We start from the raw sequence: 20,842 nt of genomic DNA on the forward strand, positions 1-20,842 counted from the left end.
ATCAATGGTGGAAGATACAAAGGCCCGGACGCGCACCAGAACGTGTTGACAATCTCCTCGCACCGCGACAGCGGCTTTGCGGAGTGGAATGCTAGGCGCGATACCGCAGCAATAGCGCTGCTATTGCGAGGATTCGCAACGCCGCAGACCGTCCGCCAAGCCGCTGTCCCGAAGGGTTGGAGCGAAATCGGGCGATTTCTGCGCGCTGACTCTTGCTTGCACCCCGGTGCAAGCGGCGAGCCATCGCATCAAACTCATCCCGATTGCGCTCCAACGCGGCTGCGTAGAGATCGTCAACACGTTCTTAGATCAGGCCCTGCAATATGCCCTAGCATGATCACTCGGTAACAAAAGCACCAATTTTAGTCTGCACTCGCAGCCCCCGAGCGGCTTCGGGCTGATTTTGCCTACTGCCGTTGTTGTAGTCAGGCCATGAATGCTCCAGCAAAACCCTTTGACGCATGTCCGGGCGCCCCCGCTGCACGGGCAAGCGCCGTAGAATCCCGGGGTTTCCGCCCAGCAGGGCGCCCCCGCACCGGATCCATCGATGAGCTCTTCCGCATCCTCCTCTACCCCCATTTCCTACAAAGACGCCGGTGTTGACATCGACGCAGGCGACGCCCTGGTCGAACGCATCAAGCCCCTGGCCAAGAAAACCATGCGCGAAGGCGTGATGGCCGGCATCGGCGGCTTCGGCGCCCTGTTCGAAGTGCCCAAGCGCTACAAGGAACCCGTGCTGGTGTCCGGCACCGACGGCGTGGGCACCAAGCTCAAGCTGGCCTTCGAGTGGAATATGCACGACACCGTGGGCATCGACCTGGTGGCCATGAGCGTGAACGATGTGCTGGTGCAGGGCGCCGAGCCCCTGTTCTTCCTCGATTATTTCGCCTGCGGCAAGCTGCATGTGGACACCGCTGCTGCCGTGGTGGGCGGTATTGCCAAGGGTTGCGAGCTGTCCGGCTGTGCACTGATCGGCGGTGAAACCGCCGAGATGCCCGGCATGTACCCCGATGGCGAATATGATCTGGCCGGCTTTGCCGTCGGTGCAGTCGAAAAGTCCAAGATCCTCAGCGGTCAGAACGTCAAGCCTGGCGATGTGGTGCTGGGTCTGGCCTCGCACGGCGTGCACTCCAACGGTTTCTCGCTGGTGCGCAAATGCATCGAGCGCGCCGAGGCCCAGGGCAGCCTGCCCGAGACTCTGGACGGCAAGCCCTTCAAGGCCGCCATCATGGAACCCACCCGTCTGTATGTGAAGAACGTGCTGGCCGCACTGGACAAGCACCCCATCAAGGCCCTGGCCCACATCACCGGCGGCGGCCTGCTGGAAAACATTCCCCGCGTGCTGCCCGAAGGCACCGCAGCCCATCTCAAGGCTGGCAGCTGGCCTCAGACCGAGCTGTTCGCCTGGCTGCAAAAGACCGCCGGCATTGACGACATCGAGATGAACCGCACGTTCAACAACGGTATCGGCATGGTGGTTGTGGTGGCCGCTGAAGACGCGGAAGCCACGACGGCCACACTGGCCGAACTGGGCGAGAAGGTCTACAGCATTGGCGCCATCACGGAAATCGGCTCCGGCAAGCCCGTTGAAGTTCGCTAAGCAAATCTTCATCACAGCCCCTCTACCCCGAGCCTGAATGACGCAGCATTTGCCCGCCCCCATCACTACGCAACCGGGCCCTTCGCCCAAGGTCATACTGGCCAGTTACATATTGATGGGAGCAGCATTGCTGCTCGTCATGCATCAGGGAATACTCCCCGGCCTGCTGTGTGTGTGCGTAGGCTTCATGCTTACCCGCTCGCTGTCGCGTCTGCTGTCACGCGCCAACCCTCGCGCCTTTGCCAGCCACCAGCTGCCACGCTGGGCCCAGGTGGTTGCCACCACCATCGTGATTCTGGCGCCGCTGGCCCTGCTCAGCGGCGCACTCTCCCAGACCCGAACCTATATCACCGAAGCCCCCGCCCAGTACAAGGAACTGCTGGACTATCTGGCGGCCACGGTGCTGGAGCTGCGGGAAAAACTGCCTTCGGACATTGCCGACCAACTGCCTGACGGCGCTCAGGAAATTCAAAGCAAGCTGGCCGGCTATCTGGCCGCCAAGGCCGGTGTGCTGGCCACTGCAGGCAGGGCCTGGCTCACTGGCTTGCTCTATGCCTATGTGGGCCTGATCATCGGCGCGCTGGCAGCCGTTCGCCCCATCGCCACGCGCCACCCGCCGCTGGTGCAGGCCCTGCAGCAGCGCATCGGTCACTTTGCCCTGGCCTTCAAGCAGATCGTGGCCGCCCAGTTCTGGATTGCGGCCTTCAACACTCTGCTGACGTCCATATTCCTGTTGGCCATATTGCCGATCTGGAAGCTGCAACTGCCTTACACCCCCGCGCTGATCACGCTGACTTTTATCGCCGGGCTGATCCCCATCGTCGGCAACTTGCTGTGCAATGCCGTGCTGACGCTGGTTGGCCTGTCCGTATCGCCCATAGCTGCCGCCGCCTGCCTGGGCTTCCTGATCCTGATTCACAAGGCTGAATACGTGATCAACGCCAAGGTGGTGGGAACACGCACGCATATGGGCGTATGGGAGCTGCTGGCCGTGATGTTTGTGGCCGAGTCCGTCTTCGGCCCCGCTGGTCTGGTGGCAGCGCCGCTGTTCTATGCCTATCTCAAGAAAGAGCTGGAAGCCGCACAACTGGTGTAAGCAAGCTGCCTGCCACCAAGGCGCTCAACCCGCGCGGCGCAGCCGGGCAATGGTTTTGGCGATGTAATTGGCCTCCTGCCCCTGTGCGGCAGGCGCATAACGCTCCAGATCCGATAGCGCTCTTTCAATCACTCCCCATTGGGCATACGCCATGCCGCGGTCCCGGAACAGCTCCTCGCGGCCGGGCTGCAGCAGGATCAGGCGATTGAGCACGGCCACCAGCATGGGCCAGTCTTTCTGGACCTGATGAATCTCCTGCAGATTGCGCAGCATGCGCGCCACGACATCGCGCGGATGAGCGGCCTGCAGATACAGACCCAGCGGCGGCGCATCATCGGGCGTTATGCCTGCCTGATCAAGAAACGGCTGCAGGCGCTCTGCCAAGGCGCTTGCGGAATAGGAATCGCCTGTCAACGGATCCTGCACCACCTGCCCCTGCGGCAGCATGACCTTGACCAGAAAATGCCCTGGAAAGCCTATGCCCTCCACCGTCAGACCGATGCCGGCAGCCAGCTCCAGCCAGATCAGCGCCACGCTGATGGGAATGCCGCGCCTGGTCTGCAGCACATGGTGGATATAGCTGTTGGCAGGGTCGTAATAGTTGTTGAGGTTGCCGGCAAAGCCCAACTCACCGTAGAAGAACTTGTTGAGCGCACTGAGCTTGCGCAAACCATCCTCCTCGCCAGCCAGACGCTGCACCAAGCGCACTTGCAGCCTGTCCAGTTCCGCCAGCACGGCCTGCAGGTCAAGATCAGGTTCGGCATCCTGAGCAATGCTGATGGCGGCTTCCATCAAGGCAAAGTTATCGTCGCTCTGCACCAGGGACGCAAAATACTGCAGGGCCGTGGGGTACTCGTCTATCGTCCAGCTCATAGGCTGATTTGTAAGCCGCCTTGGCAGGTCATGCAAGCGAAATCCCCTTGATACGCCTGTAAAACCTGCGCTGACCGCTCACTTTTCCATGAGCAGCCCAAGCTTTAGCGGCGCAGCAATTGACGCAGATTCAGGCCCGACAGCATCAGCACGCCAAAGTAAAGCACGGCGGCACCGACCATCATCACAGCCAGCAGACCTGCGCGCAGCAAGCCATTGCTGCGCAAGCCCACCCAGTCGAAGTGCTGACTGCCCCAGAGCAGCAGCACCGCCAGCAAGGCACTGGCCGCAATCACCTGCACGATGAACTTCAACCAGCCCGGCCTGGGCTTGTAGGTACCGCGACGCAGCAAGCCCGTGAGCAACCAGCTCGCGTTGACCAGTGCAGCCAGACCGATGGACAGGGCCAGCCCTGTGTGCTTGAGCCAGGGCACCAGCACCAGATTGAGCAACTGCGTAATCACCAGCACCACGATCGCAATCTTCACGGGTGTGCGGATGTCCTGGCTGGCGTAGTAGCCGGGGGCCAGCACCTTGATGGCCACCAGGCCCAGCAGGCCGGCGCCGTAGCCCATCAGCGCCAGGGCAATCTGCCCCACATCGCTGTCATGCAAGGCACCGCGATGGAATAGCGTGGCCACCAGCGGCGTGGCAAAGGTCAGCAGGCCCACGGCGCAGGGCACGGCCAGCAGCACGACCAGGCGCAGACCCCAGTCCAGCATATTGGAATAGCGTTCGCCATCACCTGCCGCCTTGGCTGAAGCCAGCTGCGGCGTCAGCACCACCCCCAGAGCCACGCCCAGCAAGGCCGTGGGAAACTCCATCAGACGGTCGGCATAGAACAACCAGGTCACGCTGCCGGGCGCCATATAGGAAGCGATCTGGGTGTTGATCATCAACGAAACCTGGGCCACCCCTACCCCCAGCAGCGCCGGCCCCATCAGCGTCAGGATGCGACGCACGCCCGCCTCATCCCAGGCTGCGCGAACGGCTGCAGGCGAAAAGCCGATGCGCGGCATCAGCCCCATGGAGCGCAACGCAGGAATCTGCACCGCCAGTTGCAGCACGCCGCCCAGCATCACGCCGCCAGCCATGGCATAGATGGGTTCTATGCCCTGCTTTTCGAACCAGGGCGCTCCCAGCAGGGCCGCCACGATCATGCTGAGATTGAGCAGCACGGGCGTGGCTGCCGACACCGCGAACTTCTTCCAGGTATTGAGAATGCCTGCCGACAGAGCCACAAGCGACATAAAACCGATATAGGGGAACATCCAGCGCGTCATCACCACGGCTGCGTGATAGCCGTCGGGTGACTGGCGCATGCCGCTGGCCAGCAGCCAGACCAGCAGCGGCGCGCCGATCACGCCCAAGACGCAGACCACCAGCAGAGCCCAGAACAGCATGGTCGCGACATGGCTGATCAGGTGGCGCGTGGCCTCCTCGCCATCCCGAGTCTTGCTGGCGGCCAGCACCGGCACAAAGGCCTGGCTGAAAGCCCCTTCGGCGAAGAGGCGCCGGAACAGGTTGGGAATTCTGAAGGCGACATTGAACGCGTCTGTAAGGGCATTGGCTCCAAACATGGAGGCCATGAGCAGATCGCGAACCAGCCCCGAAACACGGGAGGCCAGCGTCATCAGGGATACGGTGGAGGCGGCTTTGAACAGTGACACGCAGCGAAGTGTATGCGTTCACGCCAGCCGCTGCTTGCCCAGATCGCGGTGCCTTGCACTCTGTAGCAAACCACACTCTTCGGCCAGGCACACCTCACACCAGGACAGCGAGCAAGAGCCGCCTCGCAGCGCAGCTGTCGTCCCCCTTTGGGGGAGGCGGCGCAGCCATTCAGGGGGTATGCTACAATCCACTGTTTTGCTGACATCATCCTCAGACACACAAGGAAATAAATCATGGCAACTAAAGCCAAAAAGAACCCCCGCCTGGCTTCTGGCCGCAAGCGCGCCCGCCAGAACGTCAAGCTGAACGCTGCGAACACTTCGCTGCGTTCCAAGTACCGCACTGCTGTCAAGAATGTCGAGAAGGCTGTTGTGGCCGGCGACAAGACCAAGGCAGCTGAACTGTTTGCCAAGGCTCAGTCCGTGATCGACACGATCGCTGACAAGGGCATCTTCCACAAGAACAAGGCAGCTCGCGACAAGAGCCGCCTGTCCGCCAAGGTCAAGACCCTGGCTCTGGCTGCTTAATACCAGCCTCCCTCAAGCACGGATGACTTCGGTCATCTGCCGTTTGTAACGGGTGCGCTGTCAGCAAAAACATCAAAACCGCCTCATGGCGGTTTTTTTGTTGCCTGTACCCGACGGTGACTGCCTCATCAAGGCATGCACAGATGCGCCACACGCCTAGCACAAAGCGCCCTAATACGAATTGATTAGCGTCATATTTTGACTTCCCTAGGACAATCCCTAGGTCGGGGAGTCTCATGTCTTTTATAGGACTTGCCCCGTATCTTCGCAAAAAGCCTGCCGCCTGCCCGCAGGCTTTTTTGATAGTCAAGTCTAGAAAAAGTCATGAAAAAGTCGATCAAAGCAGGACTGGGAGCCGTCGCGGCCCTGGTCCTGGCCGCGCTGTTATTTTTGTTTTGGCCAATATTTCCTCGCTCCGTGCCCAAGGCCGAGAACGAGCAGCCCGTCGATGTGGTGATGGTAGGCGCCGGCGTGATGAGCACGACGCTGGCCACCTACCTGCAGGAGCTGCAGCCCGACTGGAAGATCGAGGTCTTCGAGCGCCTGGACGGCGTGGCCCTGGAAAGCTCCAACGGCTGGAACAACGCCGGCACCGGCCACTCCGGCTTTGCCGAGCTCAACTACACGCCCCAGCTGCCCGACGGCAGCGTGGAAACCAAGCGTGCCGTGAGCATTGCCGAGCAGTTCGAGGTGACGCGCCAGTTCTGGGCCCACCAGGTCGGCCGCGGCCACCTGCAGTCGCCTGAAACTTTCGTGAATGCCACGCCCCACATGAGCTTCGTCTGGGGTGACGACAACATCGCCTTCCTCAAGAAGCGCCAGCAGGCCCTGGTCCAGAACCCCCTGTTCTACGGCATGGAGTACTCCGAAGACCAGGCACAGATCAAGAAGTGGGCCCCGCTGATGATCGAAGGCCGTGACCCGGCCCAGAAGATCGCCGCCACCTACATGCCCCTGGGCACCGACGTGAACCATGGCGTCTGGACCGAGCAGCTGATGGCCTCGCTCCAGAAGAGTCCCAACTTCCAGCTGCACCTGCAAAGCGAAGTCACGGCACTGCGCCAGAACGCCGACAAGACCTGGAACGTGACCGTGGCCGATCTGGCCAAGGGCGGCCAGGAAAAGACCGTCAAGGCCAAGTTCGTCTTCGTCGGTGCCGGCGGTGCCGCACTCAAGCTGCTGCAGGCCTCGGGCATCCCAGAATCCAAGAACTACGCCGGCTTCCCCGTGGGCGGCCAGTTCCTGGCCATCGAGAACCCCGAGCTGGCCAAGCGCCACGACGTCAAGGCCTACGGCATTGCCTCCACCGGCTCGCCTCCCATGTCCGTACCCCATCTGGACGCCCGCCAGCTCGACGGCAAGCCCGTGGTGCTGTTCGGCCCCTTTGCACTGGCCACCACCAAGTTCCTCAAGAACGGCTCCTGGTGGGACCTGTTCTCCTCGGTCACCCATGACAATCTGATGGGCATGCTGCGCGTGGGCATCCACAACCTGGATCTGGTCCAGTACCTGATGCAGCAGGCCGAGCTGACCGACGCAGACCGTCAGGCCGTGCTGGCCCAGTACTTCCCCGAAGCCAAGCGCGAGGACTGGAAGCTGGTCACCGCCGGCCAGCGTGTGCAGATCATCAAGCGCGACCCTGAAAAAGGCGCCGTGCTGCAGTTCGGCACCGAAATCGTGGGCTCGGAAGACGGCAGCATCGCCGCCCTGCTGGGTGCATCGCCCGGCGCCTCGACCGCTCCGCACATCATGCTGAACCTGCTCAAGAAGTCCTTCCCCGAGCAGATGGCCAGCGCCGAGTGGAAGACCCACATCCAGCAGATCGTGCCCTCCTACGGCCGCAAGATCAACGAGGATGCTGCCTATACCAACGAGATCCGCCGCATGACCAGCTCGGCCCTGAAGCTGCCCTATGTGGATGTCCCTGCCGATCTGGGCAAAAAGGCCGAAGCGGCTCCCGCGCCTGCCGCCGCCCCCCAGAACCCGACCCAGCTCAACAAGGAAATGCAGGCGCTCTAAGCCCGGCTCTCCCCGCACCGGCCCGCCGGTGCCCACCCCGCCGGCCTGTGCCGCGCGGGGTTTTTTCTTGCCAAGCCCCAGCGCTTGAGCTTGCGCCGCCTCCTTTTGTCCATGCACCAGCCACTGACCCACGCACCGATAGGCCGCGCCCTGCTGCGTTTTTCCCTGCCTCTGTGGGGCGGTTATGTGCTGCAGTCGCTCAATACCTCGGTCAATGCCTTCTGGATCGGACGCCATCTGGGCGAAACCGCGCTGTCCGCGGCCGTGCATGCCAACAACCTGCTGTTTGCGCTGATCGCCCTGGTCTTCGGCATCAGCCAGGCCGCCAATCTGCTCGTGGCTCAGGCCGTGGGCGCGGACCGCTGGGCCCTGGCACGCCGCATCACGGGCACCAGTGCCAGCCTGTTTCTGGGCATGTCCCTGCTGATGGCCACCCTGGGCTGGCCGCTTGCCGCCCCCATGCTGGGCGCCATGGGGGCTGAGCCTGCCACCGCCACACTGGCCGTGGACTATCTGAGGGTGCTCTTTCTCGCACTCCCACCCATGCTGCTGCTGATCTTCGTGACCGCCGTGCTGCGCGGCACGGGCGACAGCCGCACACCTTTCGTAGCCCTGCTGGGCGTGGCGCTGGGCGATGCCCTGCTCAACCCCTTGTTCATCTTCGGCGCCGGCCCCCTGCCCGGTCTGGGTATGGCGGGCTCGGCACTGGCCACCCTGGCGGCCAACAGCCTCGGCCTTGCGGGCCTGCTGGTCTGGCTGCGTCGACGGCGCCTGCCGCTATGGATAGGCTGGCGCCAGCGCCGCCATCTACGGCCCGAACCGGCACTGGTGCGCTGCCTGGTCACCAAGGGCCTGCCCATGGGCCTGCAGATGCTGGTGGTCTCGCTCTCCCTGGTGTTGATGCTGGCCCTGATCAACACCCATGGCGCCCAGGTTTCGGCCGCCTACGGCGCGGCCCTGCAGCTGTGGGCCTATGTCCAGATGCCGGCCATTGCCGTGGCCTCGGCCTGCACCACCATCGCTGCCCAGAACGTGGGCGCCGGCCACTGGCCGCGTGTGGCGCGCACCGCACGCGCCGGCGTGACGTGCCACCTGTTGCTGACCGGCGCCTGCGTGGCCCTGATCCTGGCCTGCGACCGCTCCGTGCTGGCCCTGTTCCTGCCCGAGGACAGCAAGGCTCTGGAGCCCGCACGCCACCTCAACCACATCGTGCTGGGCTCGTTCATGCTGCTGGGCGTGAGCAGCGTGCTGGCCGGCGTGGTGCGCTCCACGGGCGCGGTGCTGGCGCCCCTGAGCATCCTGGCCCTGGCGCTGTGGGGACTGCGCCTGCCCCTGGCCTGGGGGCTGCAGCCGCTGTGGGGGCAGGATGCGCTGTGGTGGAGCTTTCCGCTCAGCGCGCTGGCATCCATGCTGCTGTCCATCGCCTACTACCGCTGGGGCCCGTGGCGCCGTTCACGGCTGCTGGACAGCACGACAGCGCAGAGCTAGACCCGCAGCGCACAGATACAAAAAAAGCTTCCCGTGGAAGCCTTTGTCGTTTGCGCGGCGCCTCTGGGCACCTGAAAAATCACTTCTTGCCGGCTGGCAGCTTGTCTGGCAGCAGGCAGGCCTCGGCCACTTGCAGATCGTTGTCCTTGGCGAAATTCAGGCAGAAGTCCCATGCCATCGGTTCGTAGTCGCGCAGATCCCGGTTGATGACCACGCATTTGGTGCCGTTCATCACCGTGGGCACACACCAGGGAGAGTAGCTCAGATGGCTTCCGGCGCAGGCACCACCAGGGCGGAACTGACTCATGACACCGGCCAAGCGCTCGGCCCAGTCGCTGGGTCGAAAGGTTTTTCCGGCATGGGTCATACCCATGATGAACAGTTCTTTGCTGGAAGGGGTAACCATCAAATATTCGCCAAAAAGATCCGGCAACCAGGCGGGATCCCCGCCAACATGCCTAAACGAGCATTCTAACTCTTGTATAAGAGCCATGCTGTCAACCCCACAATGGCGTAGGTTGATTGCATGGCAGCGATGCGCAATCCGCAATGTTGGGGTTATCCGGGCACTCTAGAATCAAAGCTCTCATTTTTCAGGCGCCGCCGTGCGCCATTGACCTTCCTTCTCAGGAGATTCTTGCAATGACCGCTTTCATCGAGGCAGCTTCGCCCCACGTTATGCCCACTTACGGCCGCGTACCCATCGCGCTGGAGCGCGGCCAGGGCTGCCGCGTTTGGGACGTGAACGGCAAGGAATACCTGGACGCGCTGGGCGGCATTGCCGTCAACACCCTGGGGCACAACCACCCCAAGCTGGTGCCCGCGCTGCAAGAGCAGGTGGCCAAGCTGATCCACACCAGCAACTACTACCATGTGCCCGGCCAGGAGACTCTGGCCAAGCTGCTGACCGAGCGCTCGGGCATGACCAATGTGTTCTTCTGCAACACCGGCCTGGAAGCCAACGAGGCGGCGATCAAGATCGCCCGCAAGTACGGCGTGGACAAGGGCATTGCCAAGCCCGAGATCGTGGTCTATGACCATGCTTTCCACGGCCGCTCCATCGCCACCATGAGCGCCACGGCCAACCCCAAGGTACGCAACGGCTTTGGCGATCTGCTCGCCGGCTTCACCCGCATCGCCCCCAATGACTACGAAGCCCTGATCGACGCGACCGAAGGCAATCCCAACATCGTCGCCATCATGATGGAGCCCATCCAGGGCGAAGGCGGTCTGCATCCCATGCGCGCCGACTATCTGAAGAAGGTGCGCGAGCTGTGCGATGCCAAGGGCTGGCTGCTGATCATGGACGAGGTGCAGGCCGGCATGGGCCGCACCGGCAAGTGGTTTGCCCACCAGTGGGCCGGCATCACCCCCGATGTGATGACCCTGGCCAAGGGCCTGGGCTCTGGCGTGCCCGTGGGTGCCGTGGTGGCGCACAAGGCGGCTGCCGAAGTGCTCAAGGCCGGCAACCATGGCTCCACTTTTGGTGGCAACCCGCTGTCCATGCGCGCCGGCGTGGAAACCATCCGCATCATGGAAGAAGATGGTCTGCTGGCTCACACCACTGAAGTGGGCGAATATCTGAAGGCTAAACTGCAGGCTGAACTGGGCAGCCTCGAAGGCTTTGTCGAAGTGCGCGGACAGGGTCTGATGATTGGCGTGGAGCTGACCAAGCCCTGTGGCGAGCTGATTGGCCAGGCCGCAGAAGCCGGCCTGCTGCTGAGCGTGACCGCTGACACCGTGATTCGCCTGGTGCCGCCGCTGATCCTGAGCAAGCCCGAAGCCGATGAAATCGTCGCCAGGCTCAAGCCCCTGGTTCAAGCCATTCTGGCTGCCTGATCCTCCAAGGAATTCCGCATGAAGCATTACCTGCAATTTAGCGACTTCACCGCCGACGAATACGACTACCTGCTGGAACGTGCAGCCCTGATCAAGAAGAAATTCAAGGGCTACGAAAAGCACCACACGCTGACCGACCGCACCATGGCCATGATCTTCGAGAAGGCCAGCACGCGCACGCGTGTGAGCTTCGAGGCCGGCATGTACCAGCTAGGCGGCTCCGTGGTGCATCTGACCACGGGCGACAGCCAGTTGGGCCGTTCCGAGCCCATCGAGGACAGCGCACGCGTCATCAGCCGCATGACCGACCTGGTCATGATCCGCACCTTCGGCCAGGACAAGATTGAGCGCTTTGCCCAGTACTCGCGCGTGCCCGTCATCAACGGTCTGACCAACGAGTTCCACCCCTGCCAGATCCTGGCCGACATCTTCACCTTCATCGAGCACCGCGGCTCGATCAAGGGCAAGGTGGTGGCCTGGGTGGGCGACGGCAACAACATGGCCAACACCTGGCTGCAGGCCGCCGATCTGCTGGGCTTCACGGTCCATGTCAGCACGCCCGGCGGCTACGAGGTGGACGAACAGCTGGCATTCAACGGCAAGCCCGTCAACCCCGGCTGCTACAAGGTATTCAAGGACCCTCTCGAAGCCTGCAAGGGTGCCGACCTGGTCACCACCGATGTGTGGACCAGCATGGGCTACGAGGCCGAGAACGAAGCGCGCAAAAAGGCTTTTGCCGACTGGTGCGTGGATGCCGAGATGATGGCCTCTGCCAAGGCCGACGCCCTGTTCATGCACTGCCTGCCTGCCCACCGCGGCGAGGAAGTGGAGGCCGAAGTCATCGACGGCCCCCAATCCGTGGTCTGGGACGAGGCCGAGAATCGCATGCATGTGCAAAAGGCTCTCATGGAGTACCTTTTGCTGGGCCGCGTGGACTGATGGCGCAGACATCGGTCCACGCGGCGGCTCGCCAGAGCCCGCATGCGATTCAGGCGCAGGCTCATACCCGCTTCGCGGGTGTGAAGCGGCAGCATGCCGCGTGCCATAGCCAAAATCGCATGCATGTGCAAAAGGCTCTCATGGAGTACCTGCTGCTGGGCCGCCAGCCAGGCTGATTCGCCGCGTCCGGGCTCATCTGCATACCACCACACCCATGCACCTGAGCCACATCACATCCCCACACCGCCAGCGGGCCCTGCGCCAGCTGGCGGTGTTTCTGTTTCCGCTGCGCCCCGCCCAGGGCGATGCCCGCTACGGCCAGCGCGGCGGCCTGCTGGCACTGCGCCAGCCGCATATGGCACGCCACACGCGCGTGCCATCCGTCTTCGGCCCGCGCAAATCCTTTGCTGCGCGCGTGCGTGCGCTTTATGTACGCATCCACACCTTCTATCTGAAGTTTCTTCAAGGCCACACCTAGTGACCCAGGCACCGGAAGCCGCAGGCAAGCCTGCGCACCGGTCTCCCTCGCTCCCTCACAAGCCGTCCTCGCCCGAGGAGGACGGCGCGACCCCGATGCCTGAACCCTTGAAGAAACACCATGTCCGAATCCGTCCACCCCTGCCTGCGCTGCGGCGTCTGCTGCCAGAACTACCGCGTGGAGTTTTCCATCTACGAGCTGCAATCCATGGGCGGCACCGTCCCCGATGAGCTGGCCCATGAGGTGCCCGGCAAGGGCAACCGCGCGCGCATGAACGGCACGGAGCGCCACCCGGTGCGCTGCGTGGCGCTGCGCGAGCTGCCCGAGGTGGGCGCGGGCTGCATAGGCTGCGGCATCTACGAACAGCGCTCGCGCCCCTGCCGCGACTTCCCGTTTGCCTCCTACGGCTGCCACGACACGCGCGAGAAGTTCGGCCTGTCGGCACTCAGCGTCGAGGAAGTCCAGCCCTGGCTGGAAGCCGCCTGAGCTTTCGACAAACCAACAGGTGCTATCAAATAAAAAGCTGCCTGCGCTTGCCACTTAAGCATTTCAGATACAAAAGCATCTGAAATGCAGATATGACAAGCGCAGGCAGCTATGTTTTTATGCAAGGTCGGTACCACCTCAAGCCTTGCGCGTATCCGAGCAGCTATCGCCGCCACAGGCGCTGCAACCTCCACAGCTGCCGCTCTTGGCCGCCGGCGCCAGCGAAGGATGAACCCGCGTCAGCCTGCGGCGCAGACCGGCGGGCATGAAACGCCAGGTCAGCGACACGGCGGCCACCAGGACGATGGCGCCCACTATCAGTTCCTGCCACATAGACAATCCTTTCTCAGCCCCAGCCCAGGGCCACGGCGACGCGATAGGTCACGAAGCTGGCCAGATAGGCCAGACCAAACAGATAGCCGGCCATCAGCAGGGGATAACGCCAGCCATTGGTTTCGCGCTTGACCATGGCCAGCGTGGAGATGCACTGGGGCGCAAACACAAACCAGACCAGCAGCGACAGCGCGGTCGCCATCGACCAGCTGCTGGCGATCAGCGGGCTCAGCTGCTGGGCCATGGCATCGTCGCCCACGGCCGACAGCGCATACACCGTACCGAGCGCCCCCACAGCCACCTCGCGCGCGGCCATGCCGGGCACCAGCGCAATCGCGATCTGCCAGTTGAAGCCGATGGGCGCCAGCACCACTTCCAGCGCACGGCCGATCTGGCCCGCGAAGCTGTAGCGAATCGCACCTTCGGTCACGCCCTCGGGAGCGCCGGGGTAGCTGGAGAGGAACCACAGCACGATGCTGACGGTCAGGATGATGCCGCCGACGCGGCGCAGGAAGATCATGGCCCGCTCGTACAGGCCCAGCACCAGGCTGCGCAGGCTGGGGATGCGGTAGGAAGGCAGCTCCATCAGCAGCGGCGTGCGGGTCTTGACCTTGGTGGCCAGCTTGCCCACCCAGGCCACGGCCATGGCGCTGGCAATGCCGCCCACATAGAGGGCAAACAGCACCAGACCCTGCAGATTGAAGAAGCCGGCCACGGTCTGCTCGGGGATGAAGGCACCGATCAACAGCGTGTACACGGGCAGGCGTGCCGAGCAGGTCATCAGCGGCGCGATCATGATGGTCAGCAGACGGTCGCGCCAGCTGGAGATCGAACGCGTGGCCATGATGCCGGGCACGGCGCAGGCAAAGCTGGACAGCAGCGGAATGAAGGAGCGTCCGGACAGGCCCACGCTGCCCATGATGCGGTCCAGCAAAAACGCGGCGCGCGGCAGATAACCCGAGTCTTCCAGCACCAGGATGAAGAAGAACAGAATCAGGATCTGCGGCAGAAAGACCACCACCGAGCCGGTGCCGGCGATCACGCCGTCGACCAGCAGGCTGCGCAGCACGCCATCGGGCATCACGCCATGCACCCACTGGCCGAAGTCGCTGACCAGGCCTTCGATGCCGTCCATCAGGGGCTCGGCCCAGCTGAACACGGCCTGGAACATCAGGAACAGCGTCACCACCAACAGCAGAGTACCCCACAGCGGGTGCAGCACCACGGAATCGATGCGATCGTCACGCTGCGTGGGAGCTGCGGGCTCCTGCACGGTCAGGCGCATGATCTCGGCCACCTGCTGATGCAGGGCCAGCAGCTGGGCGCGCGAGTTGCTGCCCGTCACGGGCTTGAACTGGCCTTCGAGCGTCGGAGCCTTGAGCTGCCTGGCCTGCTCGCTGTCCAGCCAGGCCAGCAGATCCCTGGCACCGGACAGATGCACGCCCACGCTCTCCACCACGGGCACGCCCAGCAGCTCGCTGAGCCGGGCCTTGTCGATGACCAATCCCTGGCGACGCGCCATATCGCTCATATTGAGCACCACCACCATGGGCAGACCCAGGGCGCGTGCCTCCAGCACCAGGCGCAGGTTCAGGCGCAGATGGGTGGCATCGGTCACGCAGACCAGCAGCTCGGGCGGAGCTTCGCGCGGATGCTGGCCCTTGACGATGTCGCGCGTGATGCGCTCGTCCTCGCTGTGCGCATCCAGGCTGTAGGTGCCAGGCAGGTCCAGCACGCGCACGCGGCGCTTGCCGGGCGTGCTCAGCCAGCCTTCCTTGCGCTCCACGGTCACGCCCGCGTAGTTGGCCACCTTCTGGCGGGCGCCGGTCAGCAGATTGAACAGCGCCGTCTTGCCGCAGTTCGGGTTGCCCAGCAACGCGGCGCGCAAGGGCGCCTGCTCCGCGGCCTGAGGGCTCATCATGGTGATCTGGGATTCGCGCGCGTTCATGCTGCGGCCTCCAGTTGCACCAGCACCTGGGCCGCCTCATGGCGACGCAGCGCAAATGTCGCCTGACCTATGCGCACGGCCAACGGATCGGGGCCGGGAAAGCCGGTGGCCACGATGCGCACGGACTCACCGGGCAGAAAGCCGATTTCCATGAGTCTGAGCAGCAGGCTTTCATCCTCGCCTTCGCAGGAAGCCAGATCCACCACCCGGGCCGGCTGATTCACCACCAGCTGATCCAGGCCCATCACCGGTGCGCTGGCTGCGGCCGTGGCCGCTGCGCCGCAAGATTGCACGCCGGATTCAGACGCTTGAACAGAAAGAGCATTCATGGACGAAGTAACTGACACTGCCTCAGACCTCGCCGAGGGGGACTGCAAAGAACTCATAGCGCATTATTAATTGATTTTGATTCTCATTTTCCATTTACTGTAGGCGATTGGGGGACAGCGGTGGCGAATTGACACCAGCAGCATGGATTTTTGGGCGGGTATTGCGCAAGGCGGTTGACAAATCTGCAGCCCAGCGCGCGCAAAGGGCTTGCACAGCTGCGAAAATCTCACCCCTCACCGGAAGTATTGCGCCCCTGCCATGACCCATCCCTGCCTCAGCTGCGGCGCCTGCTGCGCGTCCTTTCGTGTCGATTTTTCCGTACACGAGTCCCAGGAGCATGGGGGCAGCGTCCCTGCAGGACTGATTGAGGAAGTCACCGACTACACCTGTCGCATGCGCGGCACGGACTGGGCCAGGCCGCGTTGCGCCGCCCTGGTGGGCAAGGTCGGAGAGAAGGCATACTGCGGCATCTATGAATGGCGCCCTTCCCCTTGCCGGGAATTTGCTGCGGGTTCGGACGCCTGCAACCGCGTGCGCCAGCGCCACAATCTGCCTCAGCTGGAAAGCGGTCTGATCTAAGAGTTCCCGCCAGATCCGGGGATCAGGCGTCCTGCTCGATCAGCACCACACCGATATTGTCCTTGCCGCCCGCGGCGTTGGCCGCTTCGATCAAGGCCTCCTTCAATCGCGCCAGCGGCAGGTTTTCCTCGAACAGGGATTCAAGACTGGCGTCGCTCAGCATATCGGTCAGGCCGTCCGAACACAGCAAAATGCGATCTCCCTGCTGCAGCAGCCAGTGACTGAGCTCGGGCTCCACCTGGGGCATCACACCCAGCGCTCTTGTCACCAGATGACCGTAGCGAGAGGTCTTGGCATCTGCCTCGGTGATCAGGCCTGCATCGATATCCTGCTGTACCAGGGAGTGATCCCGCGTCAGGCGCTGCAGCCGACCGGCACGCCAGGCGTAGGCCCTGGAGTCGCCCAGATGCGCGATCAGCACCTCACGTGCCAGCACGAGGGCGACCACCACCGTGGTGCCCATGCCACTGTAGCCGGGCGTGGATTGCGCGGCAGCATAGATGGCCGTATTGGCCATGTGCAGGGCGTCGGCCAACTCCTTGGCAACCAGATCCGGCGAATCCTCACTATCGGAGCAGTGCTGTACTGCCGCCGCAATCAGGTCCACCGCCATGGTACTGGCCACCTCGCCCGCGTTATAGCCGCCCATGCCATCGGCCAACACGGCAGCAGGCCATGGCTGAAGCTGGGGATGGATGCCAACGGCGTCCTCGTTATTGAGGCGCTGCTGGCCAATATCGGCACGGGCCACCATGCGCACGGCGGGCCACACGCTGGAAGAACCGGGGGGGGCAGCTAGGGACATCTGAGAATCAGGGGACGACGAAAAATAGTGTCAGCCCTCAAGCGTAGCGCAGCCAATGGCAGACCAGACATCAGAATATTCCCATATTTTAGGCTGCGCGAAGCCTTACGTGCTCCTAGGCCCGAAACGTCTCTCACAGCGGCACCGGCAGGCCTCCTATGCGCCCCTTGAACTCCTGCAGCGAGAAATGCGTGTGCACCTGGCGCACGCCCGGCAGGCGGTGCAGCTTGCGTTGCAGCAGGTCCGAATAAGCATCGAGATCGCGGGCCACGATGACCAGCAAAAAGTCCTCGGGACCCGAGATGCCGTGGAACATCACCACCTCGGGAATAGCGCACACGGCCTTCTCGAAGTTCAGCGACGACTCTTCGTTCTGGTGATCGATCGCCACCATCACAAAGGCCAGCACGCCAAAGCCCACGGCCCGCCGGTCCAGCGCAGCGTGATAGCCGGTGATCACGCCCTCGTCCTCGAGATGCTTGATGCGCCGCCATGAAGGCGACTGCGACAGATTGACTCGCTGCGCCAGCTCGCCGGAAGTCAGCCGTGCGTTGTCCTGCAGCGCGTGGACCAGCAAACGGTCGGTCTTGTCAAGCTCACCTTGCATAAAAACACTCATTCATCTTTAACAATTAAATTAATTATCCAATTTAATAGAAGTTTATGGATAACCATTAAATCATCCCACAAGCCGGCAAATAGCATGGCTCTCCAAAGCCAAAACCACCACGGAGACACCCATGCCGGCCTTTGAGGAAATCGTCCAGCGAGAGTCTGGACTCAAGCAACAACTGTCCGCAGGACAGATGACCATGATCGCCATCGGCGGTGCCGTCGGCACCGGCCTGTTCCTGGGCAGCGGCTTCGCCATAGGCTTTGCCGGGCCTAGCGTGCTCATCAGCTATGCCGTCGGCGCCGTGATCTCGCTGTTGCTCATGGGCTGCCTGGCCGAGATGACCGTGGCCCACCCGACCTCTGGCTCGTTCGGCGCCTATGCAGAGCACTACATCGCGCCCATCGCCGGCTTTCTCGTGCGCTATGCCTACTGGGCAGCCGTGGTGCTGGCCGTGGGCACCGAGGTGACGGCCATAGGCCTGTACATGGGCTACTGGTTCCCCGAAGTGCCGCGCTGGACCTGGGTGGTACTGTTCTCGGCCCTGCTGATAGGCGTGAACATGATGAGTGTCAAGGCCTTCGGTGCCGTGGAGTACAGTTTCTCCCTGGTAAAGATCGTGGCCATCGTGGCCTTCATACTGATCGGCGCCTGGGTCGTCTTCGGCACTCGGCCCGCCGGCGTGGGTTTTGGCAACTACGTCAACAACGGTGGCTTCTTCCCCAACGGTGCCTGGGGAACCTGGGTGGGCGTGATCATCGCCATCTTTAGCTACCTGAGCATCGAAATGATCGCCGTCGCTGCAGGCGAAGCCAAGGACCCGCAACGCGCCGTCACCAGTGCCTTTCGCTCCACCATGGTGCGCCTGGTGGTTTTCTACCTGACCACCATCGCGCTGATGCTGGCCATCGTGCCCTGGGCCACGGCTGGCAAGGAAGGCAGCCCCTTTGTAAAGGTGATGGAGATCATCGGTATCCCGGGCGCGGCCAGCGTGATCAACTTCGTGGTGCTCGTCGCCGCACTGTCGGCCATGAACAGCCAGCTCTACATCACCACACGCATGATGTTCAGCCTCGCGCGCGCCGGCCATGCGCCCGCCGTGCTGGGACGCGTCAACTCGCGCGGCGTGCCCCTGCCAGCGCTGCTGCTGTCCTGCCTGGGAATTGCCGTGGCCACGCTGTTCAATATCGTGAACCCCGAGCAGTCCTTCATGCTGATGATGGCCGTGTCCATGTTCGGAGCCATGTTCACCTGGTTCATGATCTTCGTGACCCACCTGTTCTTCCGCACCCGCCGCGCACGCCAAGGCGCTGCGCCGCTGGCCTTCCGCATGTGGGGCTTCCCGGCGCTGACACTGCTCGGTGCCGCACTCATGCTGGCCGCGCTGGTGTCCACGCTGTTCACAGACATATTCCGCCTCACGCTGCTGACCGGCGTGCCTTTCTTGCTGCTGCTGGCTGCCGTCTATGGACTGTGGTATCGCAAGCCCACCGCAGCGGCCACTGCGGCCCAGACCATTGTCTAGGCCGCAGCCGCCCGTTCTATCCGATTTCATCTGCAAGCAAACAACACCATGACGACTGCCTCAGCCTCCGTTTTCGCCCATGTCCCCTCCTACCCCGGCGACCCCATACTCTCGCTGATGGAAGCCTTCCAGCAGGATGCACGCGCCGACAAGGTCAGCCTGAGCATCGGCCTGTACTTCGACGAGCAGGGCCGCCTGCCCGTGCTCAACTGCGTGCGCCAGGCCGCCCAGGCCCTGGCAGGGCACATCATCCCCTGCGGCTATCTGCCCATCGAAGGCATTTGCGAGTATCGCCAACTGGTGCAGAACCTGGTGTTCGGTGCCGACCACGAGGCCGTGCACGCAAAGCGCATCGCCACACTGCAGACCTTGGGTGGCTCTGGCGCGCTCAAGGTCGGCGCCGATTTCATCAAGCACTATTTCCCCGATGCCGAGATCTGGATCAGCGACCCGACCTGGGAGAACCACCTGGCCATCTTCGAAGGTGCAGGTCTGCACACGCACAGCTACCCCTACTACGACCCGGCCACGGGCGGCCTGCGTTTCGATGCCATGCTGGATACGCTGCGCGGCATCCCCTCGGGCAGCGTGGTGCTGCTGCATGCGAGCTGTCACAACCCCACGGGCGTGGACCTGTCACGCGAGCAGTGGCAGCAGCTGATTCCCGTGATCGTCGGGCGCGGCCTGATCCCCTTTGTCGACATGGCCTACCAGGGCTTCGGCGACGGGATCGATGACGACGCCTGGTCCGTGCGCGCTCTGGCTGCTGCCGGTGCCCAGGCCTTTGTGGCCAATTCGTTCTCAAAGAACTTCTCGTTGTACGGCGAACGCGTGGGCGGCCTGAGCGTGGTCTGCAACGACGCGGCCACGGCCTCCAATGTGTTGGGCCAGCTCAAGGCCACGGTACGCCGCAACTATTCCTCGCCGCCCACCCAGGGCGCGCGCCTGGTGCAGCAGGTGTTGCAGTCTGCCGAGCTCAGCCAGTTGTGGGTCGAGGAGCTGGCAGAGATGCGCGGCCGCATCAAGGACATGCGCGCCCAGCTGCAGCAAGCGCTGCACGAGCGCTTCGGCGAGCGCCGTGACTTCGGCTTTCTACTGAGCCAGCGCGGCATGTTCAGCTACACCGGCATCCCCGAACCCCAGGTCAACCGCCTGCGTGAGGAGCACGGTGTCTACCTGATCCGCTCGGGCCGGATGTGCATGTCGGGCCTGTCTCGGGCCAATGTGCAGCATGTGGCCGACTCCATCGCACACGTGCTGGCCTGAGGTCCGCCATGAAGCAAGTGATTGATATAGGCCTGCCGCCACTCAAGCAGCCCTTCTCCTGGGCCGTCAAGGCCGGCGGCAGCATGCTGTTCACGGCCCATGGTCCCGTGCGCGAGGACGGAAGCATAGACACCGGCACCATAGCGGAGCAGGCGCGCCTGACATTTGCCAACCTGCGCCGAGCCGTGCACGCGGCCAATGGCACGCTCGCCGACGTGACACAGGTGCTCATCTACATGACCGAGGTAGGCGACATGCCTGTGATCGACGCCGTGTATCGCGAGTTCTTCGATGCCCCCTACCCCAACCGCTCCAGCATGGGCGTGGCCGCGCTCGTCGTGCCGGGCATGAAGATCGAAATCGTGGCCTACGCCATGCTACCCTGACGAGCACTGGCATGCCAGCCCGCCGAGCGCAATTGCGTTCA

21 protein-coding genes are annotated in these 20,842 nt (G+C 63.1%); 13 read left to right on the forward strand and 8 right to left on the reverse strand.

All coding sequences use genetic code 11. The features are described from left to right. Positions 1–547: 547 nt before the first annotated feature. Together purM and F0P97_RS21015 are read left to right on the forward strand one after the other, a co-directional pair. Positions 548–1,600: a phosphoribosylformylglycinamidine cyclo-ligase gene (purM, locus tag F0P97_RS21010; protein WP_182283907.1), complete on the forward strand. Its 1,053-nt coding sequence runs from the start codon at positions 548–550 to the stop codon at positions 1,598–1,600. 37 nt (positions 1,601–1,637) lie between these two features. Next, positions 1,638–2,696, forward strand: coding sequence for an AI-2E family transporter (locus F0P97_RS21015; RefSeq protein ID WP_182283910.1), 1,059 nt, complete (start codon positions 1,638–1,640; stop codon positions 2,694–2,696). A gap of 24 nt (positions 2,697–2,720) precedes the next feature. Here F0P97_RS21015 and F0P97_RS21020 read toward each other — a convergent pair whose 3' ends face one another. Next, positions 2,721–3,569 (reverse strand): SirB1 family protein, encoded by an 849-nt coding sequence (locus F0P97_RS21020; RefSeq protein WP_182283912.1) that lies wholly within the window; start codon positions 3,567–3,569, stop codon positions 2,721–2,723. A gap of 104 nt (positions 3,570–3,673) precedes the next feature. After that, entirely contained in the window at positions 3,674–5,239 is a 1,566-nt protein-coding gene (murJ, locus tag F0P97_RS21025) for a murein biosynthesis integral membrane protein MurJ (protein WP_182283916.1), read from the reverse strand. A gap of 234 nt (positions 5,240–5,473) precedes the next feature. Here murJ and rpsT point away from each other — a divergent pair, with 234 nt between their 5' ends. The 3 genes from rpsT (at position 5,474) to F0P97_RS21040 (ending at position 9,274) form a co-directional block, all read left to right on the forward strand. Next, a complete protein-coding gene (rpsT, locus tag F0P97_RS21030) occupies positions 5,474–5,767 on the forward strand; it encodes a 30S ribosomal protein S20 (protein WP_158392819.1) in 294 nt (97 codons plus the stop codon). A gap of 324 nt (positions 5,768–6,091) precedes the next feature. Beyond that, positions 6,092–7,786 (forward strand): malate dehydrogenase (quinone), encoded by a 1,695-nt coding sequence (gene mqo / locus F0P97_RS21035; RefSeq protein WP_182283919.1) that lies wholly within the window; start codon positions 6,092–6,094, stop codon positions 7,784–7,786. A 111-nt stretch (positions 7,787–7,897) separates the two neighbouring features. Next, positions 7,898–9,274 (forward strand): MATE family efflux transporter, encoded by a 1,377-nt coding sequence (locus F0P97_RS21040; RefSeq protein WP_182283922.1) that lies wholly within the window; start codon positions 7,898–7,900, stop codon positions 9,272–9,274. Positions 9,275–9,353: 79 nt separating this feature from the next. Here the strand turns inward: F0P97_RS21040 and F0P97_RS21045 are convergent, their stop codons facing one another. Then, entirely contained in the window at positions 9,354–9,680 is a 327-nt protein-coding gene (locus F0P97_RS21045; protein ID WP_003052588.1) for a DUF3579 domain-containing protein, read from the reverse strand. A gap of 236 nt (positions 9,681–9,916) precedes the next feature. On the opposite strand from F0P97_RS21045, the gene F0P97_RS21050 reads away from it, so the two are divergent. The 4 genes from F0P97_RS21050 to F0P97_RS21065 all read left to right on the forward strand — a co-directional run bounded on the left by F0P97_RS21050 (position 9,917) and on the right by F0P97_RS21065 (position 13,016). Continuing rightward, entirely contained in the window at positions 9,917–11,113 is a 1,197-nt protein-coding gene (locus tag F0P97_RS21050; RefSeq protein WP_182283924.1) for an aspartate aminotransferase family protein, read from the forward strand. An 18-nt stretch (positions 11,114–11,131) separates the two neighbouring features. Then, complete coding sequence (argF, locus tag F0P97_RS21055; protein ID WP_182283926.1) at positions 11,132–12,052, forward strand: ornithine carbamoyltransferase; 921 nt, start codon at positions 11,132–11,134, stop codon at positions 12,050–12,052. 214 nt (positions 12,053–12,266) lie between these two features. Beyond that, a complete protein-coding gene (locus tag F0P97_RS21060; RefSeq protein ID WP_182283928.1) occupies positions 12,267–12,530 on the forward strand; it encodes a hypothetical protein in 264 nt (87 codons plus the stop codon). Positions 12,531–12,650: 120 nt separating this feature from the next. After that, entirely contained in the window at positions 12,651–13,016 is a 366-nt protein-coding gene (locus F0P97_RS21065) for a YkgJ family cysteine cluster protein (protein ID WP_182283930.1), read from the forward strand. 138 nt (positions 13,017–13,154) lie between these two features. On the opposite strand, the gene F0P97_RS21070 is transcribed toward F0P97_RS21065, so the two are convergent. From F0P97_RS21070 to F0P97_RS21080, 3 genes are read right to left on the reverse strand one after another with little or no spacing between them, the layout of a single operon-like run. After that, positions 13,155–13,349, reverse strand: coding sequence for a hypothetical protein (locus tag F0P97_RS21070; RefSeq protein ID WP_003078625.1), 195 nt, complete (start codon positions 13,347–13,349; stop codon positions 13,155–13,157). A gap of 13 nt (positions 13,350–13,362) precedes the next feature. Further along, positions 13,363–15,297, reverse strand: a complete 1,935-nt coding sequence (gene feoB, locus F0P97_RS21075; RefSeq protein WP_182283931.1) for a ferrous iron transporter B — start codon at positions 15,295–15,297, stop codon at positions 13,363–13,365. Further along, a complete protein-coding gene (locus F0P97_RS21080; protein WP_182283933.1) occupies positions 15,294–15,626 on the reverse strand; it encodes a FeoA family protein in 333 nt (110 codons plus the stop codon). Before F0P97_RS21080 ends, feoB begins: the two co-directional genes overlap by 4 nt. A 259-nt stretch (positions 15,627–15,885) precedes the next feature. Here F0P97_RS21080 and F0P97_RS21085 point away from each other — a divergent pair, with 259 nt between their 5' ends. Next, entirely contained in the window at positions 15,886–16,206 is a 321-nt protein-coding gene (locus tag F0P97_RS21085) for a YkgJ family cysteine cluster protein (protein ID WP_182283935.1), read from the forward strand. 22 nt (positions 16,207–16,228) lie between these two features. Here F0P97_RS21085 and F0P97_RS21090 read toward each other — a convergent pair whose 3' ends face one another. Together F0P97_RS21090 and F0P97_RS21095 are read right to left on the reverse strand one after the other, a co-directional pair. Continuing rightward, positions 16,229–16,960: a Stp1/IreP family PP2C-type Ser/Thr phosphatase gene (locus F0P97_RS21090; protein ID WP_182287276.1), complete on the reverse strand. Its 732-nt coding sequence runs from the start codon at positions 16,958–16,960 to the stop codon at positions 16,229–16,231. Positions 16,961–17,144: 184 nt separating this feature from the next. Then, positions 17,145–17,618 (reverse strand): Lrp/AsnC family transcriptional regulator, encoded by a 474-nt coding sequence (locus tag F0P97_RS21095; RefSeq protein ID WP_182283938.1) that lies wholly within the window; start codon positions 17,616–17,618, stop codon positions 17,145–17,147. Positions 17,619–17,751: 133 nt separating this feature from the next. Between F0P97_RS21095 and F0P97_RS21100 the strand changes: the two genes are divergently transcribed. The 3 genes from F0P97_RS21100 to F0P97_RS21110 are packed head-to-tail and all read left to right on the forward strand — an operon-like array spanning position 17,752 to position 20,801. Then, positions 17,752–19,149 carry an amino acid permease gene (locus F0P97_RS21100; RefSeq protein ID WP_182283941.1) on the forward strand — a complete coding sequence of 466 codons (1,398 nt, stop codon included), beginning with the start codon at positions 17,752–17,754 and terminating at the stop codon, positions 19,147–19,149. 48 nt (positions 19,150–19,197) lie between these two features. Beyond that, entirely contained in the window at positions 19,198–20,415 is a 1,218-nt protein-coding gene (locus F0P97_RS21105; RefSeq protein ID WP_182283944.1) for an aromatic amino acid transaminase, read from the forward strand. Positions 20,416–20,423: 8 nt separating this feature from the next. Then, a complete protein-coding gene (locus F0P97_RS21110) occupies positions 20,424–20,801 on the forward strand; it encodes a RidA family protein (RefSeq protein WP_182283947.1) in 378 nt (125 codons plus the stop codon). The last annotated feature ends 41 nt before the right edge of the window (positions 20,802–20,842 follow it).

The sequence above is a fragment of the Comamonas testosteroni genome (assembly GCF_014076415.1).
Classification (GTDB): domain Bacteria; phylum Pseudomonadota; class Gammaproteobacteria; order Burkholderiales; family Burkholderiaceae_C; genus Comamonas; species Comamonas testosteroni_F.

Excerpts from the sequence above, each read along its gene's own strand:
- purM (WP_182283907.1), top strand. The coding sequence starts at position 548 with ATGAGCTCTTCCGCATCCTCCTCTACCCCCATTTCCTACAAAGACGCC.
- F0P97_RS21015 (WP_182283910.1), top strand. The coding sequence starts at position 1,638 with ATGACGCAGCATTTGCCCGCCCCCATCACTACGCAACCGGGCCCTTCG.
- F0P97_RS21020 (WP_182283912.1), bottom strand. The coding sequence starts at position 3,569 with ATGAGCTGGACGATAGACGAGTACCCCACGGCCCTGCAGTATTTTGCG.
- rpsT (WP_158392819.1), top strand. The coding sequence starts at position 5,474 with ATGGCAACTAAAGCCAAAAAGAACCCCCGCCTGGCTTCTGGCCGCAAG.
- mqo (WP_182283919.1), top strand. The coding sequence starts at position 6,092 with ATGAAAAAGTCGATCAAAGCAGGACTGGGAGCCGTCGCGGCCCTGGTC.
- F0P97_RS21040 (WP_182283922.1), top strand. The coding sequence starts at position 7,898 with ATGCACCAGCCACTGACCCACGCACCGATAGGCCGCGCCCTGCTGCGT.
- F0P97_RS21045 (WP_003052588.1), bottom strand. The coding sequence starts at position 9,680 with ATGGTTACCCCTTCCAGCAAAGAACTGTTCATCATGGGTATGACCCAT.
- F0P97_RS21050 (WP_182283924.1), top strand. The coding sequence starts at position 9,917 with ATGACCGCTTTCATCGAGGCAGCTTCGCCCCACGTTATGCCCACTTAC.
- argF (WP_182283926.1), top strand. The coding sequence starts at position 11,132 with ATGAAGCATTACCTGCAATTTAGCGACTTCACCGCCGACGAATACGAC.
- F0P97_RS21060 (WP_182283928.1), top strand. The coding sequence starts at position 12,267 with ATGCACCTGAGCCACATCACATCCCCACACCGCCAGCGGGCCCTGCGC.
- F0P97_RS21065 (WP_182283930.1), top strand. The coding sequence starts at position 12,651 with ATGTCCGAATCCGTCCACCCCTGCCTGCGCTGCGGCGTCTGCTGCCAG.
- F0P97_RS21070 (WP_003078625.1), bottom strand. The coding sequence starts at position 13,349 with ATGTGGCAGGAACTGATAGTGGGCGCCATCGTCCTGGTGGCCGCCGTG.
- feoB (WP_182283931.1), bottom strand. The coding sequence starts at position 15,297 with ATGAACGCGCGCGAATCCCAGATCACCATGATGAGCCCTCAGGCCGCG.
- F0P97_RS21080 (WP_182283933.1), bottom strand. The coding sequence starts at position 15,626 with ATGAATGCTCTTTCTGTTCAAGCGTCTGAATCCGGCGTGCAATCTTGC.
- F0P97_RS21085 (WP_182283935.1), top strand. The coding sequence starts at position 15,886 with ATGACCCATCCCTGCCTCAGCTGCGGCGCCTGCTGCGCGTCCTTTCGT.
- F0P97_RS21090 (WP_182287276.1), bottom strand. The coding sequence starts at position 16,960 with ATGGTGGCCCGTGCCGATATTGGCCAGCAGCGCCTCAATAACGAGGAC.
- F0P97_RS21095 (WP_182283938.1), bottom strand. The coding sequence starts at position 17,618 with ATGCAAGGTGAGCTTGACAAGACCGACCGTTTGCTGGTCCACGCGCTG.
- F0P97_RS21100 (WP_182283941.1), top strand. The coding sequence starts at position 17,752 with ATGCCGGCCTTTGAGGAAATCGTCCAGCGAGAGTCTGGACTCAAGCAA.
- F0P97_RS21105 (WP_182283944.1), top strand. The coding sequence starts at position 19,198 with ATGACGACTGCCTCAGCCTCCGTTTTCGCCCATGTCCCCTCCTACCCC.
- F0P97_RS21110 (WP_182283947.1), top strand. The coding sequence starts at position 20,424 with ATGAAGCAAGTGATTGATATAGGCCTGCCGCCACTCAAGCAGCCCTTC.